18 protein-coding genes are annotated in these 17163 nt (G+C 63.4%); 10 read left to right on the forward strand and 8 right to left on the reverse strand.

The window, feature by feature from the left end; all coding sequences use genetic code 11:
* Positions 1-7: 7 nt before the first annotated feature.
* From gluQRS to CLU88_RS03260, 3 genes are all read right to left on the reverse strand, one after another.
* Positions 8-997, reverse strand: coding sequence for a tRNA glutamyl-Q(34) synthetase GluQRS (gene gluQRS, locus CLU88_RS03250; protein ID WP_099655370.1), 990 nt, complete (start codon positions 995-997; stop codon positions 8-10).
* On the reverse strand, positions 994-2115 hold the full coding sequence (locus CLU88_RS03255) for an NAD(P)/FAD-dependent oxidoreductase (protein ID WP_143225936.1): 1122 nt from the start codon (positions 2113-2115) through the stop codon (positions 994-996). The genes gluQRS and CLU88_RS03255 overlap by 4 nt, the downstream gene beginning before the upstream one ends.
* An 87-nt stretch (positions 2116-2202) precedes the next feature.
* Entirely contained in the window at positions 2203-3141 is a 939-nt protein-coding gene (locus tag CLU88_RS03260) for a LysR family transcriptional regulator (RefSeq protein ID WP_099658614.1), read from the reverse strand.
* A 106-nt stretch (positions 3142-3247) separates the two neighbouring features.
* Here CLU88_RS03260 and CLU88_RS03265 point away from each other — a divergent pair, with 106 nt between their 5' ends.
* The 3 genes from CLU88_RS03265 (at position 3248) to CLU88_RS03275 (ending at position 5573) form a co-directional block, all read left to right on the forward strand.
* The gene (locus tag CLU88_RS03265; RefSeq protein ID WP_099655371.1) at positions 3248-3949 is read left to right on the forward strand and encodes a pirin family protein; all 702 of its coding nucleotides are present in this window, start codon (positions 3248-3250) and stop codon (positions 3947-3949) included.
* Between the two features lie 81 nt (positions 3950-4030).
* Positions 4031-4585 carry a flavodoxin family protein gene (locus CLU88_RS03270; RefSeq protein ID WP_099655372.1) on the forward strand — a complete coding sequence of 185 codons (555 nt, stop codon included), beginning with the start codon at positions 4031-4033 and terminating at the stop codon, positions 4583-4585.
* A 100-nt stretch (positions 4586-4685) separates the two neighbouring features.
* On the forward strand, positions 4686-5573 hold the full coding sequence (locus tag CLU88_RS03275; RefSeq protein ID WP_099655373.1) for a pirin family protein: 888 nt from the start codon (positions 4686-4688) through the stop codon (positions 5571-5573).
* Positions 5574-5649: 76 nt separating this feature from the next.
* On the opposite strand, the gene CLU88_RS03280 is transcribed toward CLU88_RS03275, so the two are convergent.
* The 4 genes from CLU88_RS03280 to CLU88_RS03295 form a co-directional block, all read right to left on the reverse strand.
* Positions 5650-6408, reverse strand: a complete 759-nt coding sequence (locus CLU88_RS03280) for a sulfurtransferase (protein ID WP_099658615.1) — start codon at positions 6406-6408, stop codon at positions 5650-5652.
* 176 nt (positions 6409-6584) lie between these two features.
* On the reverse strand, positions 6585-7427 hold the full coding sequence (locus CLU88_RS03285; RefSeq protein WP_099658616.1) for a MinD/ParA family protein: 843 nt from the start codon (positions 7425-7427) through the stop codon (positions 6585-6587).
* Positions 7428-7437: 10 nt separating this feature from the next.
* A complete protein-coding gene (locus CLU88_RS03290; protein WP_099655374.1) occupies positions 7438-8214 on the reverse strand; it encodes a GGDEF domain-containing protein in 777 nt (258 codons plus the stop codon).
* A 69-nt stretch (positions 8215-8283) separates the two neighbouring features.
* Positions 8284-9969 carry a SulP family inorganic anion transporter gene (locus tag CLU88_RS03295; protein ID WP_099655375.1) on the reverse strand — a complete coding sequence of 562 codons (1686 nt, stop codon included), beginning with the start codon at positions 9967-9969 and terminating at the stop codon, positions 8284-8286.
* Between the two features lie 202 nt (positions 9970-10171).
* Here CLU88_RS03295 and CLU88_RS03300 point away from each other — a divergent pair, with 202 nt between their 5' ends.
* The 4 genes from CLU88_RS03300 (at position 10172) to CLU88_RS23200 (ending at position 13189) form a co-directional block, all read left to right on the forward strand.
* Entirely contained in the window at positions 10172-10672 is a 501-nt protein-coding gene (locus CLU88_RS03300; protein ID WP_099658617.1) for a BON domain-containing protein, read from the forward strand.
* A 67-nt stretch (positions 10673-10739) separates the two neighbouring features.
* On the forward strand, positions 10740-11993 hold the full coding sequence (locus CLU88_RS03305) for a PLP-dependent transferase (RefSeq protein ID WP_099655376.1): 1254 nt from the start codon (positions 10740-10742) through the stop codon (positions 11991-11993).
* A 140-nt stretch (positions 11994-12133) separates the two neighbouring features.
* Positions 12134-12952: a DUF2189 domain-containing protein gene (locus tag CLU88_RS03310; protein WP_099655377.1), complete on the forward strand. Its 819-nt coding sequence runs from the start codon at positions 12134-12136 to the stop codon at positions 12950-12952.
* A gap of 57 nt (positions 12953-13009) precedes the next feature.
* A complete protein-coding gene (locus CLU88_RS23200; protein WP_099655378.1) occupies positions 13010-13189 on the forward strand; it encodes a hypothetical protein in 180 nt (59 codons plus the stop codon).
* A gap of 143 nt (positions 13190-13332) precedes the next feature.
* Here CLU88_RS23200 and CLU88_RS03320 read toward each other — a convergent pair whose 3' ends face one another.
* Entirely contained in the window at positions 13333-13950 is a 618-nt protein-coding gene (locus CLU88_RS03320) for an arylesterase (RefSeq protein ID WP_199173410.1), read from the reverse strand.
* A gap of 72 nt (positions 13951-14022) precedes the next feature.
* Between CLU88_RS03320 and CLU88_RS03325 the strand changes: the two genes are divergently transcribed.
* The 3 genes from CLU88_RS03325 (at position 14023) to CLU88_RS03340 (ending at position 17144) form a co-directional block, all read left to right on the forward strand.
* Positions 14023-14718, forward strand: coding sequence for an ABC transporter ATP-binding protein (locus CLU88_RS03325; protein WP_099655380.1), 696 nt, complete (start codon positions 14023-14025; stop codon positions 14716-14718).
* A gap of 308 nt (positions 14719-15026) precedes the next feature.
* Positions 15027-15776 (forward strand): 23S rRNA (guanosine(2251)-2'-O)-methyltransferase RlmB, encoded by a 750-nt coding sequence (rlmB, locus tag CLU88_RS03335; RefSeq protein ID WP_099655382.1) that lies wholly within the window; start codon positions 15027-15029, stop codon positions 15774-15776.
* Between the two features lie 201 nt (positions 15777-15977).
* Positions 15978-17144: an ABC transporter substrate-binding protein gene (locus CLU88_RS03340; RefSeq protein ID WP_099655383.1), complete on the forward strand. Its 1167-nt coding sequence runs from the start codon at positions 15978-15980 to the stop codon at positions 17142-17144.
* Positions 17145-17163: the final 19 nt, after the last annotated feature.

The following is a 17163-nucleotide window of genomic DNA, read 5'->3' on the forward strand; positions in this document are numbered from 1 at the left end:
TGTTCGATCACGATGCGCCATTGTAGATTCGCGGCCAGGCCTTGGCCCACAGCGCCAAGGCATCTGCTACAGAAATGTTGTGTGGATGTGCCAGCGCAGGCAAACCCAGGGCCTGCGCGGCTTGGCGCAGTGCGGCCAGTGGGTCGCTCAGGTCCAGTGCCGCTGCACCGTTTTGTTTGGAGAGCTTTTCGCCATTGGCACCCAGCACCAGCGGGGTGTGCAGGTAGGTGGGGGGGGGCAGGCCCAGTGCTTGTTGCAGCAGGATTTGGCGCGGCGTGTTGTCGGCCAGGTCCTCGCCCCGCACGATGTGGGTGATGCCTTGCTCGGCATCGTCGACCACCACGGCCAACTGGTAGGCCCACAGGCCATCGGCCCGTTTGAGCACAAAGTCGCCCACGGCTTGGCAAACATCCTGGGCTTGCTGGCCCAGCCTGCGGTCATGCCAGATCAGCGTGTTGGATGCTATTGAATTGATAGCTTCTTGCGCTTTTTCTGCGAGCCCTGGAGGGCGTTTTTCGATAAAACTCTCCGTGTGGAAGCGCCATGCCCTGGCCGGGCGCCCATGCAGCCCGGTGCGGCAGGTGCCGGGGTAGGGCAGCGCTGCATGCCGCTCTTTGGCATGGCCGCGTGCGGTGTGGGCTTCTTCAATTTCTTTGCGCGAGCAGGCGCAGGGGTAGGCCAACCCCTGGGCGCACAGGGCGTCCAGTGCAGTTTGGTACAGCGCGCCGCGTTGTGATTGCCAAACCGGCGGGGCATCGGGGTGCAGGCCGCAGCGCTCCAATTGGTGCAGGATGGTCTGGTCGGCCCCGGGGATGCAGCGCGGGGTATCGATATCCTCCAGCCGCACCAGCCATTGGCCTTGGGCGGCGCGCGCATCCAGCCAGCTGGCCAATGCGGCCACCAAAGAGCCCGCATGCAATGGCCCGGTGGGCGAGGGCGCAAAGCGCCCCACATAGCCCCGGGCATTTGCAGCGTTCGTGCCTCCAGCCAGGGTCATTTCACGGCGAGCGCCAGCTCCAGTCCGGAGATGAAAGCGTCTTCCAGGCGATGTCCCAGGCACCAGTCACCACAGGCACCCAGCCCCAGGCTGGCATCCCAGACATGGCTTTTGCCCAGTGCATGGGTGGTTTGGGCATAGGTCCAGCGCTGCAGGGCGGCGTGGGCAGGCTCGGCGCGCAGGCCGGTCACTTCGGCAAAGGCTTTGAGCAGCTTGGCCTGCACGCGGGCCTCGCTGTCTTGCAGGTGCTCTGCCGACCAGGCGGGGTTGGCCTGCACCGTCCAGCGCTCAACAGAGCCTCGGCCGGGTTTGGACGATTCACGCGCCAGCCAGGCAATGCGGTGGTGGGTGCTGCGGGCCACGTTCCATTGGGGGCCCAACGTAGCCAGATCCGGGCGCACTGCCTGGGGGTAGGCCAGCATCAGTGTCCAGCAGGGCGCAATGGCGACCTTGGCCAGCGATGGGGTCAAGGTGCTGTCAATGGCCGACTTGGCCAGCAAGGCTTGCGATGCGGTGGCGGGCTGGCTCAGCAGCACGGCATCAAAGCCTGCGTACACATGCTGTGATCCGCCGGGCCCCTCGGTGCGCACCTGCCAGCCGGTGGGGTTCAACGAATCCCTTTCAATGCGATGGACTTGCGCGTTCAGCTGGACGCGCCCGGCTTGCTCCAGCGGCTGGGCCCAGGTGGCCACCAGCGACTGCATGCCGGGGCTGGCCACCCAGTGCGCTTCGCGCGACAGCAGCCCGGGCGAGGTGACGCGGCCCGAAGCGTCCAGCACGCGCACGTTGTTGGCGCTCCAGGGCTTGCACAGGCCGGGCACGGTGTCGATGGCGCGCGCAAAGCGCGGGTCGCGCACCGTGAAGTACTGGGCGCCAGCATCAAACGAGCCAAAGGCGCTATCGACGGTGGCCGTGCGCCCGCCGGGGGCGGCAGCCTGCTCAAACACTGTGACCTGGTGGCCAGCCTGGACCAAGGTGCGGGCGCAGGCAATGCCTGCCATGCCTGCGCCAATGATGGCGAAGTGGCGAGCGCCTCGGCCAGGGGTGGCGGCTGTGGCCGGGGAGGATGTGTCGGTGCGTCGGGGCCGCTTGGCGGGGCGAGGGGTGGTTTTGCTCATGGGTTGCCTTTCGGTGACAGCGTAAGAAGACGGTCGACAATGAAATCCAACAAGGCCCACTCTACACGCGTGCCAGGGTGTTTCGGGTCAGAAATGGTGGTGGTTTTCCAGCAGAGCCTTGCGCGTGGCGGGGCTTTGCAGTTGCTGCAGCCACCATTGCAAGGCCCGCCCCGGCGCAGTGAAGCCAGGGCCGCCCCATGCGTAGTGCAGCCGCACATAGCGCTCAGGGCGCGCCACGCGCTTGGCCACCAGGCGGCCTGCTTCCACATAGGGGCGCACCATGGGTTCGGGCAAAAAGCCGCCACCCAGGCCCCGCAATTGCACCTGCACCTTGGCCTGCATGGTGTCCACTGTCAGCACGTCTTGCCCGCCCAGCAAGCCCATGGTCATGCCGCCCCGCAAGGCCGAGTCGGCCACGGCCACGGCGCGGTGGCGCAGCATGACGGCATCGGTGATCGGCTCGGGCATGTTGGCCAGGGGGTGGTGTGGGGCCACGACATAGATGAACAGCAAGTCGCCCAACAACTCTTGCTGCAAACCCGCGACATCTGAGGCCATGCCAGACACGCCGATGGCGAGATCGGCCCGCCCAGAGGTCAGAGCCTCGCGGGTGCCGGTCATGATGCCGTCGCGCAGCTTGAGCCGGGTGGGGGGCGACATGGCGTAGAACGCATCGACCAGCTCCAGCATGGTGTGGGGGGAGATCACGCCGTCGATGGAGAGTGTGAGCTGTGGCTCCCAGCCCGTGGCCACGCGGCGCACGCGGTTGGCCACCGCATCGATGTCTTGCAACAGGCGATTGCCCTCGCGCAGCAACTCGGCCCCGGCCTCGGTTGGCTTGGCTTGCCGGGCGCTGCGGTCAAACAGCAGCACATCCAGCGCATCCTCAATCTGCCGCACCCGGTAGGTGAGTGCGCTGGGCACCAGCCCCAGTTGGCGCGCTGCGGCGGCAAAACTGCCCGCCTCGGCAATCACTTGCAGCATGGTCAAGCTGTCCGGGGTCAGGACATCGCGTGCGTTTTGCATGGTGGGCTTATTTTTGTTCAAGCATTTTGAATGATGCCATCAATCGATCAGAGCCAGAAGGCCGCAGGCGAGGCCTACAGTGGAGGCATTGAAAGGAGCAATCCCCATGCTGACTGTTCGTAAATCCCAAGACCGAGGCTACGCCGACCATGGCTGGCTGCAGTCGTTCCACAGCTTTTCATTCGCAGGCTACTACGACCCGCAGCACATGGGTTTTGGCAACCTGCGCGTCATCAACGAAGACCGTATTGCCCCTGGCACCGGCTTTGGCACCCATGGCCACCGCGACATGGAAATCATCAGCTATGTGCTCTCTGGTGAGCTGGCCCACAAAGACAGCATGGGCAATGTCAAAGGCATTCCGCCGGGCGACGTGCAGCGCATGAGTGCGGGCACGGGCGTGATGCACAGCGAGTTCAACCATGCCGAGGGGCAAACCACGCACTTCCTGCAGATCTGGATTGAGCCCAATGTGCGCGGCATTGCGCCAGGCTATGAGCAAACCGGGTTTTCTGCGGCTGAAAAGCGCGGGGCCTTGCGCTTGGTGGCGTCGCCTGACGGAGCCTTGGGCTCTGTCACGATCCACGCCGATGCATCGCTGTATGCTGGCCTTTTTGACGGCGCAGAAACGGCCACCTTGCCATTGAAGACCGGGCGCAAGGGTTATGTGCACGTGGTGCGCGGGCAAGTGCAGGCCAATGGAGAATGCCTGCGCACCGGTGATGCCGCCATGCTGGTGGACGAGCCGTTTGTCACCCTGTCCGCAGGGCAGGACGCTGAGGTGCTGGTGTTCGACCTGGAGGGTTGACGCCTGCATGGGCCCTTCATTGCGCAGGGCCCGCTTTGAAGTTTGTTTCGTTGTCAGTCGTTTTTCATCACAGGAGCTTTCATGTCTCAAATCGTTGTGGTTTATCACTCCGGCTATGGTCACACCCAGCGCGTGGCGCAACTGGTGGCCGAAGGGGCTGGCGCCCAGTTGTTGGCCATTGATGCCGACGGCAACCTGCCCGAAGGGGGCTGGGACACGCTCAATGCTGCCGATGCCATCATCTTTGGCACCCCCACCTACATGGGTGGCCCCAGCTGGCAGTTCAAAAAGTTTGCCGATGCGTCGTCTAAAGCCTGGTTTTCACGCGCTTGGCAAGACAAGGTGTTTGCCGGCTTCACCAACAGCGCCAGCTTCAATGGCGACAAGCAAGTGACGCTGGTGTACCTGCAGACCCTGGCGTCGCAGCACGGCGGCCTGTGGGTGAGCCTGGGCCTGATGCCTGCCAATGCCAAAGCCGCTACGCGCAATGATGTGAACAACCTGGGCGGCTCGGTGGGCTTGCTGGTGCAGTCTCCCTCCGATGCCTCCGTCGCTGAAATCCCCCAGGGTGACCTGGACACCGCCAAGCTGTTCGGCAAGCGCGTGGCCGACATCGCGGCGCGTTTCAAGGCTTGATTCGTCTTTGACGTGAGTGCGTGGCTGGGCGGCCGTGGTGCCGCCCAGCCACCGTACTCCGCCTCAACGCAACGCCTCACCTCTGAACTAAAGGGCCGCCATGACTTCCATTGAACGCATCCACCCCCATGACAAAGACCTGGGCGGCGGCTTTAAAGTGCGCAGGCTGCTGCCTGCCATGGCGCGCCAGTCGGTGGGGCCCTTCTTGTTCTTTGACCACTTTGGCCCGGCCACGGTGGTGCCGGAGTCCGAGCACGATGTGCGCCCCCATCCGCACATCGGCTTGGCCACGGTGACTTATCTGTTTTCGGGCGCCATCCTGCACCGCGACAGTTTGGGTTGCGTGCAGCAGATTGAGCCGGGCGCCATCAACTGGATGACTGCAGGGCGCGGCATCGTGCATTCCGAGCGCCGCCCGGACTCCCTGGCCAACGCCACCTATGTGAACCACGGCATTCAACTGTGGGCGGCGCTTCCACCGGAGCAAGAGGAAGCTGCCCCAAGTTTTGTGCACACGCCTGCCGATGCCATTGCGCAGTTGCAAGTGGACGACGCTACGGTGCGGGTGCTGGTGGGGCAGGCCTGGGGGGCGCAGTCGCCTGTGGCCAGCTTGGCCCCGGCGTTGTACCTTGACATCCAGTTGCCTGCCAACGGCCAATTGAGGCTGCCTGCAGGCATGGCGCAGGAGCTGGGCCTGTATGCGGTGGACGCAGCCGTGGCTGTGGCCGATGAGACGCTGGAGCCGCACACCATGGCGGTCTTGCCCACCGACCGCCCCCTGGCCTTGCGTGCGGGTTCTGCGCCCGTGCGCTGCATGTTGGTGGGCGGCGATGCCTTGGCGGAACGCCGCCATATCTGGTGGAATTTTGTCTCGTCCCGCAAGGAGCGGATCGTGCAGGCCGCCAGCGACTGGGAAGCGCAACGCATGGGGCAGGTGCCTGGTGAGACAGAATTCATCCCCTTGCCAGCACACCGCTTCAAGCCCTGACGGGCGTGTGTCTCACACAGTCAATTGTTTTTTGCCAAAAAATGCCTCTAGCGCTTTCTGATAAAGCGCTAGCAGCTCATTTTTTGATAGCGATATCGGCCGATTCTGGTGCCGAGAGGTCGGTGGCCAATACAGCCCGCTCATCAAACACGAAGCAGCCGCCGTGGTAATGCGCACCATCGGTGTGCTCAAAGTACTTGAGGATGCCGCCCTCGAGCTGGTACACATGCTCCAGGCCTTCCTCTTGCATCAGGATGGCGGCTTTTTCGCAGCGGATACCCCCGGTGCAAAAACTCACCACGGTCTTGTCTTGCAGGGCGGCCTTGTGGGCTTGGAGTGCTGCGGGAAACTCGGTGAACTTGCCAATGCGCCAGTCAATCGCGTTGTCGAAAGTGCCTGCGTCCACCTCAAAAGTATTGCGGGTGTCCAGGGTCACCACTTCGCGGCCATCGTCGTCGTGGCCTTGCTCCAGCCAGCGGCGCAGCGTCGCGGGGGCAACGGCCGGGGCGCGGCCTTGCGCGGGGCGGATGGTGGGGTGGTCCATGCGGATGATCTCGCGCTTGACCTTGACCAGCATCTTGCGAAACGGCACCGTGTCTGACCAGCTCTCCTTGGGGTCCAGATCCGCAAACCGCTCGTCGCCACGCAGGGTGTCGACAAAGCCCCGCACAGAAGCGGCATCGCCCGCCAAAAAGAAGTTGATGCCTTCTTCGGCCAACAAAATCGTGCCCTTCAAGCCCAAAGCCACTGCGCGGGCGTGCAACTGCTCGCGCAGCACCTCTGCGTCAGGAAGGGGCACAAACTTGTAGCAGGAGATGTTGAGGACAGCAGTCACGGCAAAAGGCGGGTGTTGGGTACGAAAGTGAATCTTGAAAGAGGTTTGCTGAGCTCTATCGCACTTCGCCATGGGCATTGGCCACTAAGCCAGAGCGAGCCCGCGGGAAAGGGCTGTATGCCAACAAGCGCAGGCCGCAGTAACTCCACCCGGCCAGCGCGTAGGCTGGCGCCGGACTATGCAGTCTGCGTCAGCAGCGCGGTTTCGATCTTATTGGCCAGTTGCGAGATCGCCAGGGCCGCGGGGCAGCCTGGGGTGTTCAGCAGCAGCAGTTGCCTGCGCATCACGGCGTCGCGCACCGAGGGGTCGGCTGGGATGTCGCCCATGTGAATCAGCCGCACCGGGCGGCCCGATTGGGTGCTGACAAAACGGTCCAGCACCTGTTGCAACTGGCTGGTGATGGCGCGGCCATCGCCAGGGCGTGCCGCCTGGTTGATCACGATGCGCACATGCTGGCGCTTTTGCTGCATCGCCAGCACCTTGATGGCGGCGTAGGCGTCCGTCAGTGAGGTGGGCTCGGGCGTGGCCACGATCAGCACTTCAGAGGCGAGGGAGATGGAGAACAGCACCACATCGGAAATGCCCGCGCCAGTGTCCAGCAGCACCACGTCGTACTGTGGGGTCAGCGCCTGGATGACGTTCAGAAACTGGCTGCGCACTTCGGGCGTGAGGCGCGAGTACTCGACCATGCCCGAGCCTGCCAGCAGCACAGAAAAGCCGCCGGGCGCCTTGATCACGGCTTCGTCCAGGCTGGCTTTGCCGGTGAACACATCGTGCAGTGTGATCTTGGGGTGAAGATTCAGCACCACATCCAGGTTGGCCAGGCCCAGGTCAGCGTCCAGCACCAGCACGCGCTGGCCTCGGCGGGTCAGCGCTGCGGCCAGGTTGGCGGACACAAATGTTTTGCCCACACCGCCTTTGCCGCTGGTAACGGCGATGATGCGTGCACCCGCCGCAGGAGCAGCCTGCTGCGGCGTGGCGTTGGGTGTAGTGGGTTGGGGGGACAGCGCGTCGCTCATCATCTAACTTTCAGTAGGCGCTGCCTGTTGCATCCAGGGGAGGCGGAAGATCGCCCCAGCCAGAAGGTGAATACAGCGGGCCAAACAACAAGCTCTTCTCTTCGGCACTGACCGTGCTGTCGGGCTGCTCCTCGATGCTCACGCAGTTGCGTCCGGCCGATTTTGCCTGATAGAGCTGGTGATCGGCGCGGTCAATCCACAGCAATGTGGTGGAGCGAATCCATTGAAGGGCAAACGCCCCGCCAATGCTCACGGAGACGTTGAGTTCAATCGACGGGGAAATGCGAATCGGTGTGTTGGCCACAGCGCGGCGGATGCGCTCGGCCACCACGGTGCCAAACGCAGATTGGCAAGCGGGTAGCACCACGGCGAATTCCTCGCCACCGTATCGGGCCAGGGTGTCCATGGGGCGCACGCAAGCTGCCAAGGTGCGCGCTACAGACTGCAGCACCATGTCGCCAGCCAGGTGGCCGTGGGTGTCGTTGACCTTTTTGAAGTGGTCGATGTCCAGCATCAACAGCAAGGCGGCTTCACCTGAACGGGTCACGCGGTCGATCTCGCGCTCCAGCACGGCCCGAAAATGGCGCCGATTGGCCAAGCCCGTCAGCGGGTCTTTCAGCGAAAGTTCGCACAGGCCATCGATGACGCTTTGCAGGTATTGACGGGGGTGTGAACGGTCCAGGCTGGGCGCTGCGCTGCTGCCGGTTACTTGGGCAACCAGGGCATGGGCAGTATCCAGGCGCAGATCGCGCAGGTCTACGAGGTGAGGGGCCGCCGAGTCAGACACAAATGGTTGCTTCTAAAGTTGATTGAGTGTATCAGCGGGGTCGGTCGTGCGATTGCAATTTCTGCACGATCACAGAGGTGTTACCCGGGGTGGGAGTTGCTGCAGGGCGACAAGGGCATCGGCATCGGTGCGGTAGGTGACCAACCCGGCGGCCGCTGGCAGCAGGCCCGCTTTGCGCAGTGCCGCCTCGACCGGCAACTTGAGTCCACTCACATGCAGGCAACCACCCCGCGCCAGCATCTGTGCATGCAGTTGGGCAAAGGTTTCCAGGCCGGTCACGTCAATGCGGTTGACGGGTTGGGCCATCAGGCACAGGTGCTTGATCTCGGGGTGGGCGCTCAAGTGCTCCATCACCCAGCGCTCCAGGGCGCTTGCAGAGGCAAAGTCCAGCTCTGCATCCATGCGAAGCGCCAGCAGTTCGGGCGCCAGGGGGGGCAGGTTCCACAAGTGGCGGTCGCGCAGGCTACCGTCCGGGTGCAGGCCTACCTCGATGATGCGGGGGTGCAGGCGCTGGTACAGAAAGTGGCACAGGTTCATCACCAAACCGGCCAAAACACCCCAATACATGCGTGGTGCGGTGGCCAGGGTCAAGGCAAAGGTGACCAATGCGATGACCGACTCCACCCGCGACGTCCGCCACAGGCGGGTGAAGGTGGCTGGTTTGATGAGGCTGAACACCGCCGTCACCACAATGGCCGCCAGGGCCGATTGCGGCACGTAGTACAGCGCCGGAGTAAGCCACAACAGCACCACCAGCACCACGAGGATGGAAAACACGGTGGCCCAACCACTTTGCGCGCCTGCATACAGGTTGATGGCCGAGCGAGAAAACGATGCGCTGGTGGCAAAGCTGCCGCACAGCCCGCTGCTGATTTTGGACAGGCCCTGGCCAATCAGGTCCTGGTTTTCGTTCCAACGCTCACTGGAACGCTGGCTCTCGACCTTGGCGCTGGAGGCGGTTTCCAAAAAGCTCACCAGGGTAATGACCAGCACAGGCATGAGCAGCGAAGAAAAGTCTGTCCAAGGCAAAAGCCCGGGCCACTGCAAGCTTGGCAACCCTTGCGGCAGGTGCCCCACCACTGCGCCACCCGCATCGGCGTAGCCGCTGATCCAGCTGATGCCGCCCGCCAGGCCCACCACCACGATGGCGGCCGGAAAGGTGGGTTTGAGCCGCTTGGCCAGCCACAGCGCGACCACAGCGCCCAAGCCGAATGCCGCCGCCGTCAGGTCAAAAAGCCCCAGAGAAGGCGTGTGCAGCAGCGCACTGAAGTCGGCCCGCAAGCCGGTGAGTGCCCCTAGCTGCGAAGACAAAATCAGCAAGGCAGCGGCCTGTGTAAAGCCGCTGAGCACGGGCGAGGTGACCACATTGACCACCCAGCCAAAGCGCACCAAGCCCATCACGCACTGCAAGGCCCCACAAAGCAGTGCAATCCACACGGCCATTTGCACCCACTGGGCGCTGCCGGCCTCGGCCAGCCCGGTCAGCGATGCGCCAATGAGCAGGCTCGTCAGTGCCGTGGGGCCTACGCCCAGCCGGGTGGAGGCACTGAACAGCACCGCCACCAAGGCAGGCAACAGCGATGCATAAATGCCCGTGACCAGCGGCATGCCCGCCAGCGCTGCATAGGCAACCCCCTGGGGCACGAGCATGAGGCCCACCGTCATGCCCGCCCAGAATTCGCCGCGCAGCAACGCAGCGCTGGGCCGGGGCCACGCTAGAAAAGGCAACCAGGAGCTGAAAGAAATGCGAGGCATGCAGTGATTGTCGCGCTGTGGGGCCTTTGGAGATGGCTGGGCGTGACAAAGCGCGCTGGGATTGCAGTGTTTTGTCCTACACGCCTTTGCGAGCCGTCTGACCCGACGGGGCAGGCCAGCTGCCTACAGTTCAGCCATGTCTTTATCCGCAAGGAGATTTCTGATGCAAACCACCGAGATGAACCAACCCACCGTCCAGACCATGGGTGTGACTTCCAAAGCCACCCGCGTGGCGTCGATGTTGGCCGTCAGCGCGCTGGCCTTGGGCCTGATGGCCTGCAGCAAAACCGAAGAGCCCACCGTGGGCCAACGCCTGGATTCCGCTGTAGAAAAGACAGAGCAAGCCGCCGCCGATGCCCGAGCTAAGTCCGAAGCCGCCATGCAAAAGGCCGAAGTGCAAGTGGAAAAGGGCGCTGAACGGGCCGAAGTGGCTGCGAAGGACCTGGGCGATTCGGCCAAGCAAGCTGCCAACACCGCGATGGAGAAGGTGGACGACGCTTCCATCACGGCCCAGGTGTCTGCGGGGCTGGCCAAAGACCCTGATCTGAGCGCCATCAAGATCAATGTGGACACACAGGGGGGCGCCGTCACGCTGAATGGCCCCGCCCCCAGCCTGGCCGCCAAGGACCGCGCCCAAACCATTGCCAAGAGCGTCAAGGGCGTGACTTCGGTGACCAACCTGCTGGTGGTTTCTGCAGGCTGATGCTTGCATACCCGACGCCCAGTGCCTCCGTTGACGAGGCCCTGGGCCAAGGTGCTGAAGCGCTACCATGCGCGGCATGAAGCAAGAAGACCGCGCCCCTGATATTTCCACCCAGATCGTTCACCACCGCTACCAGCCGCCCGCAGATTTTGCGGCCCCCCAGCCGGGGGTGTTCAAGGCCTCTACCGTGATTTTCCCCAACGTGGCTGCCATGCGCAGCCGCGAGTGGAAGGACAAGACGGGCTACACCTACGGCCTGCACGGCACCCCCACCACCTTCATTTTGGAAGAGCGCTTGTGCACCCTGGAAGGTGGGCGCGAATGCGTGCTGGTGCCCAGTGGGCTGGCTGCCATTGCCTCGGTGAATCTGGCGTTGCTCAAAACGGGCGACGAGGTGCTGATCCCGGACAACGCTTACGGGCCTGGCAAGGATTTCGCGGCCGTCGAGCTGGCACGCTACGGCATCTCGCATGCGTTTTACGACCCACTGGACCCTGAGGACCTGGCCCGGCGAATCTCCGCTTCGACACGCTTGGTGTGGCTGGAAGCCCCAGGGTCTGTGACCATGGAATTCCCGGACCTGTGCGAACAGGTGCGTATTTGCCGGGCCCGGGGCGTGACCACGGCGCTCGACAACACTTGGGGCGCGGGGCTGGCTTTTGCGCCGTTTGATTTGCTGGGGGATGGCAGCCTGGGGGTTGACATCTCGGCGCATGCGCTAACCAAGTACCCCAGTGGCGGGGGCGATGTGTTGATGGGCAGCGTCATGACCCGCTCGGCGGCTTTGCACATGAAGATCAAGCTCACCCACATGCGCCTGGGGCTGGGGGTGGGGCTGAACGATGTGGAGGCCGTTTTGCGCTCGCTGCCCAGCGTGGCGTTGCGCTATGCCGCCCACGACCGCTCTGCGCGTGAACTGGCCACCTGGCTGCAATCGCAACCGGCCATTGCGCAGGTGCTGCACCCGGCGCTGCCTGGCTCGCCTGGCCATGCCCACTGGCAGGCCTTGTGTGGCGGAGCCCAGGCGGGGCAGGGCGCTGCGGCGGGCTTGTTCAGCGTGATGGTGGACGCCCGCTACAGCCAAGCCCAGGTGGATGCTTTCTGCGATGCTTTGCAGCTGTTCAAGCTGGGCTACAGCTGGGGCGGCCCTATGAGCCTGGTGGTGCCTTACCACCTGCGCAGCATGCGCGAGGGGGCCACGCCCCATCTGCAACCTGGCACGCTGGTGCGGTTTGCAATTGGGCTGGAGGCTGCTGAAGATTTGCGCCAGGACCTGCTTCAAGCCCTGGCGGTGATGGAGCGCACTGCGCACGCAGGTTGAGCAGGCCGCATTGAAAACGCGCAGGGCGGGGTGGTAGTTTCCTCAGTGGCGCGCGGTGGTGGGCTGGATTACGGTGTGGTGGCGTCTGTTTCGCTCCCCGCCTTGTGTGGGGTGGGTCTTTCCACTTCGCTGCACTCCTCATGCCCGACACATCCGTTACTGAGGTCTCCACCGCCCGCGACACGGCGCCCATCACCTTGCAGCCGCTGACGCTGGCGGACCCTTTTCGCTGGCTGGCGCGCGGCGCGCACGATTTGAAGGCCGCACCCGGCATTGCGGTGTTCTACGGCCTGTGTTTCTGGTTCATGGCCTTGGTGTTGGGGTGGGTGTTTCGCACCAAACCGGAGTACACCATGTCGATTGCCAGCGGCTGCTTGCTGCTGGGGCCTTTTTTGGCGATGGGCCTGTACGACACCAGCCGCAGGCGTGAGGCCGGGCTGGCGCCGCAGCTGAGCGAATCCCTGACCTGCTGGGACAGCCACATGGGCAGCATGGGCATGCTGGTACTGGTGCTGGTGGTGCTGGAGCTGCTCTGGGGGCGGGCATCGCTGGTGGTGTTTGCGGTGTTCTTCAACACAGGCATGCCGTCGACCACCGGGGTCTTGCAGGCGGTGTTCAACCCCGAAAACTGGAGTTTTGTGGCGGTGTATGCCGTGGTGGGCGGGGTGTTTGCTGCCCTGGTGTTCTCTACCTCGGTGGTGTCCATTCCGATGATTCTGGACCGTGACACCGATGCACTGACCGCAGGCATCACCAGCATGCGCGTAGTGCTGGAGAACCCCTTGGCCATGGTGTTGTGGGGCGCTTTGATCACTGTTTTGGTGGCGGCATCGCTGTGGGCGGGCAGTGTGGCCTTGGTGCTGGTTGGGCCCTTGCTGGGGCATGCCAGTTGGCACGCTTACCGGGCGGCGGTGAAACGCTTGTCAGTCGATACGAACGCGGCGCCAGAGCCGGTTTGAGGCTCAGCGCGCGGGGCTAGCTGTTACAGTGGACCTCTACTTCAGAAAGCAAACACCTTGGCAACACCTAACTACGGATACGAAAAACGCCAGCGCGAACTCGCTAAGAAACAAAAGAAAGAAGAGAAGCTGAGAGCCAAAACACAGCGCCGGCCTGACGATCCGCACGCTGGGCCAGATGCCGGTGACCAGGCCGCTCAAGCGCCTTCTGCACCGGCGGACCCTACGGCCAGTTAATGGCGGGCATTCATGGCTTGGCTGATGTCCCACTCAGAAGCCTGGCAATGGAATGACCCACTAAAGAGCCCGTGCGCTGCCTTTTCCAAAAAAGGCAGCGCACGGGCTCTCTGTTTTTGCTTGTCAGTGCCTGCCCATGGCGCTCAGCGCAGCAGCTTTTTCAGCTCTGGCCACACATTGGCCAGCATCTGTGGATGGGCCTCGGCCTTGGGGTGGATGCGGTCGGCCTGAAACAAGCGCGTAGGGTCTGCGCCATCGGCCACCCCTTTGAGAAAGAACGGCACCACCGCCGCTTTGTGCGCCTTGGCCACCCCCTCAAACACCGCTGCAAAGCGGTTGGCATAGTCGGTGCCGTAGTTGGGCGGCACCTGCATGCCTATCAACAGCACCTTTGCCCCGGCCTTTTGGGCCGACTGGGCCATGAAGCCCAGGTTGTCTTGTGTGTTTTGCAGCGGCAGGCCACGCAGCGCATCGTTGCCGCCCAGCTCAATCACCACCTGGCTGGGCTGGTGCTGTTGCAGCAGTGCGGCAATGCGCGAGCGGCCGCCCGAGGTGGTCTCACCGCTCACACTGGCATTGATGACCTTGGCGCTGATCTTCTCTTGCGCCAATTGTTTTTCCAGCAAGGCCACCCAGCCGCTGCCGCGTGGCAGGCCGTATTCCGCACTCAATGAGTCGCCCACCACCAAAATCACGGCGGGCTTGCCTGCCGCCGCTTTGGGGGCGCCTTGGGCAAAAACCCCCGGGCTGGAAATCCCCATGGCAAGGGCGGAGGCCGTGGTCAGGATAAAGTGACGCCGATGCAGATTGCGAATCAAAGTAAAGAGCCTTTCATGTCCGAATCCCCCTCATCGCCCGTGACACCCATTATTGCGGTGGAGCATGTGTTCAAGTCGGTGACGGATTCCACCGGCACGCTCGACATTTTGCGGGATATCGATTTCCGCCTGGCGCCCAGGGAAACCGCAGCCATCGTGGGCGCGTCGGGTTCGGGCAAGAGCACCTTGCTGTCCATCATTGCCGGGCTGGACACCCCCACGCGGGGCACCGTGCGGCTGGACGGCCACGATCTGTTTGTGCTGAACGAAGACGACCGTGCCGCACTGCGGGCACAAAAGGTGGGGTTTGTATTTCAGAGCTTTCAGCTCATGGGCAACCTCACGGCGCTGGAGAACGTGATGCTGCCGCTGGAGTTGGCCGAGCGCCGCGATGCCCGCAAGGCCGCCACCGAGATGCTGCAGCGCGTAGGCCTGGGGCAACGGCTGGGGCACTACCCCAAGGTGCTCTCGGGCGGTGAGCAGCAGCGCGTGGCCTTGGCCCGTGCGTTTGTGGTGCAACCGGCCTTGCTGCTGGCCGACGAACCCACGGGCAGCCTGGACTTCGCCACAGGCGAATCCATCATGCAGCTGATGTTTGAGCTCAACCGCGAGCAGGGCACGACACTGGTGCTGGTGACCCACGACCGGGGGATTGCCGCGCAGTGCGGGCGGCGGATCACCATCGACGCCGGGCGGGTGGTTGAGGATTGATTTCAAAGAAAATTGGCTGCTAGCGCTTATTGAATAAGCGCTAGCAGCTATTGAATTGATAGCAATTGGGTCGTATGACACAAGCCCTTGGCAGTTTTTCTGCCTGCGGCTGGGGCGCCAAGCGTCCCAAGTTGGAGATTCGTTTCATAAAGACGCCGAGAATCGCCGCCACGCTGCGCTGCAAATCCTCGCGATAGCTACGGCTATCGCTGTGATTTGCGCCTTGCCTGACGAAGATTTCGGCTTCTTTATTTCATTAACGAACTTCCAACTTGGGACACTGGTGGCCGCGCAACGATAATCCCTGCATGTCCTCCCCCAAAGTTCTTTTCGGCTTTCACGCCGTGGGTGTGCGCCTGAAGACGGCGCCCCAATCCATCATCGAGATTTATTACGAGTCCACACGCCGTGACGCGCGCATGCGGCAGTTTCTGGACCGTGCCAAGGAAGCCGGTGCCCGCCTGATCGAAGCCGACAGCGTCCGCATCGCCAAGCTCGCGGGCAGCCACGGCCACCAGGGCGTGGCGGCACGGGTGGAGCCCGTGGCGCAGGTGACCTCGCTGGACGAACTGCTGGAGAACCTGGAAGCCGCAGGCATCGAGCAGCCCCTGCTGCTGGTACTGGACGGCGTGACCGACCCGCACAACCTGGGCGCCTGCCTGCGCGTGGCCGATGGCGCGGGTGCCCATGCCGTCATCGCCCCCAAGGACCATGCGGTGGGCATCAACGCCACAGTGGCCAAGGTGGCCAGCGGGGCGGCAGAGACCATGCCTTACTTCATGGTCACCAACTTGGCCCGCACGCTGGGCGAGCTCAAGGAACGCAACATCTGGTGCATTGGCACCAGTGACGATGCGCCCAAGACCGTGTACCAGGTCGACCTCAAGGGCCCCGTGGCCCTGGTGCTGGGGGCCGAGGGCGACGGCATGCGCCAGCTCACCCGCAAGACCTGCGATGAGCTGGTCAGCATCCCCATGAAGGGGGCGGTGGAGAGCCTGAACGTGTCTGTGGCCAGTGGGGTGTGCCTGTACGAGGCACTGCGCCAGCGATCGCTTTGATGTGACGGCGGGGCAGGGCGACAAGGGCGACGCCCCTGCAGGCCGCCCGCAGCGCGGGGCGTGCCTGACCCATGTCCCGAAACCCCTGTTCACCATCTTTCACATTGTGTGGGTTGTGTAACGAATTGTCGCCTAGTCGACTCTCATTCGTTGATCTTCTGGTTACTCTGGGCCGTTTTGCACTATCCAGGCTAACTGCACATGAGTCGTCGTCACTTTCTTTTGCGAGCCACCCAAGCTGTGGCTGCTGCGGGTTTGCCCGCCTGGTCTCACTCCGTTCTGGCGGCAGAAGAGGCCCTGTCTGCCAAGCATGTCACGCTGGGTTGCTCCATCGCACTCACCGGCCCGCTGGGCATTGCAGGCTCTGAGCAAGTGGCAGGCATGAAAGCCGCCTTTGCCGAGGTGAACGCCGCAGGCGGCGTGCATGGCCGTGAAATTCGCCTGGATGTGAAGGATGACGCCTATGTGGCCAGCCGCACCGCACAGAACGTGACGGGCATGCTGGAAGCGCAGTCCATCTTCGCCCTGATTTCGCCCTTGGGCACGGCCAACACGGCTGCCATTTTGCCCATGGTGGAAAGCAAGGGCATTCCCACCGTGGGGCCGGTGACGGGCGCCACGTCGCTGCGCTCGGCCGAGCAGCGCAACGTGTTTTTCCTGCGCCCGAGCTACCGCGAAGAATCCCTGCGCCTGGTCAAGCAAGTGGTGGAGATGGGCCTCAAGCGCATTGCCGTGGTGTACCTGGACAACCCCTTTGGCAAGGAAGTGCTCAAGGACATGTCCAAGGCGCTGGACGATGCCAAGGTCGAGCGTTCGGGTGAATTTGCCCTGGCGGTCGATGGCAAAAATGCGGCCGATCTGGCCGACAAAGTGGCCGCAGACCGCCCCGGTGCAGTGCTGCTGGCCACCACCGGCACGGCCAATACGGCGTTTGTGCTGGCGTTTCGAGCCAAGGCCCAGGGCGTGCCGTTGGCAGGGTTGTCTGTGGCCGTGGTGTCGTCCGAGCTGCCCAAGTTGGCTGCCGCCACCCGCGGGCTGGCGCTGGTGCAGGTGTTCCCCGACGCCAATTCTCAAAAATCGGTGGTGGTGCGCAAGTTCCAGTCCACGATGAAGGCCACGGGAGCCAACCCTGCTCACCTCAACAGCACCAGCAGCCTGGAAGGCTGGCTGAACGCGCAAGTGATGATCGAGGGCCTGAAGAACGCGGGCAAGGAGCCCACCCGTGACCGCCTGCGCAGTGGCTTGGCCAATATCCGTGCGCTGTCGTTTGGTGACTTCAGCGTGGGCTTTGGTGGCAAGGCGCCTTTTGTGGGCTCTGACGCGTTGTACCTGGCCGTCTACGCAGAGAACGCCCGCCGCATCAGCTAAGCCTGTTGCAGCCACTGTC

Source organism: Acidovorax sp. 56, assembly GCF_002749705.1.
GTDB lineage: Bacteria > Pseudomonadota > Gammaproteobacteria > Burkholderiales > Burkholderiaceae_C > Acidovorax.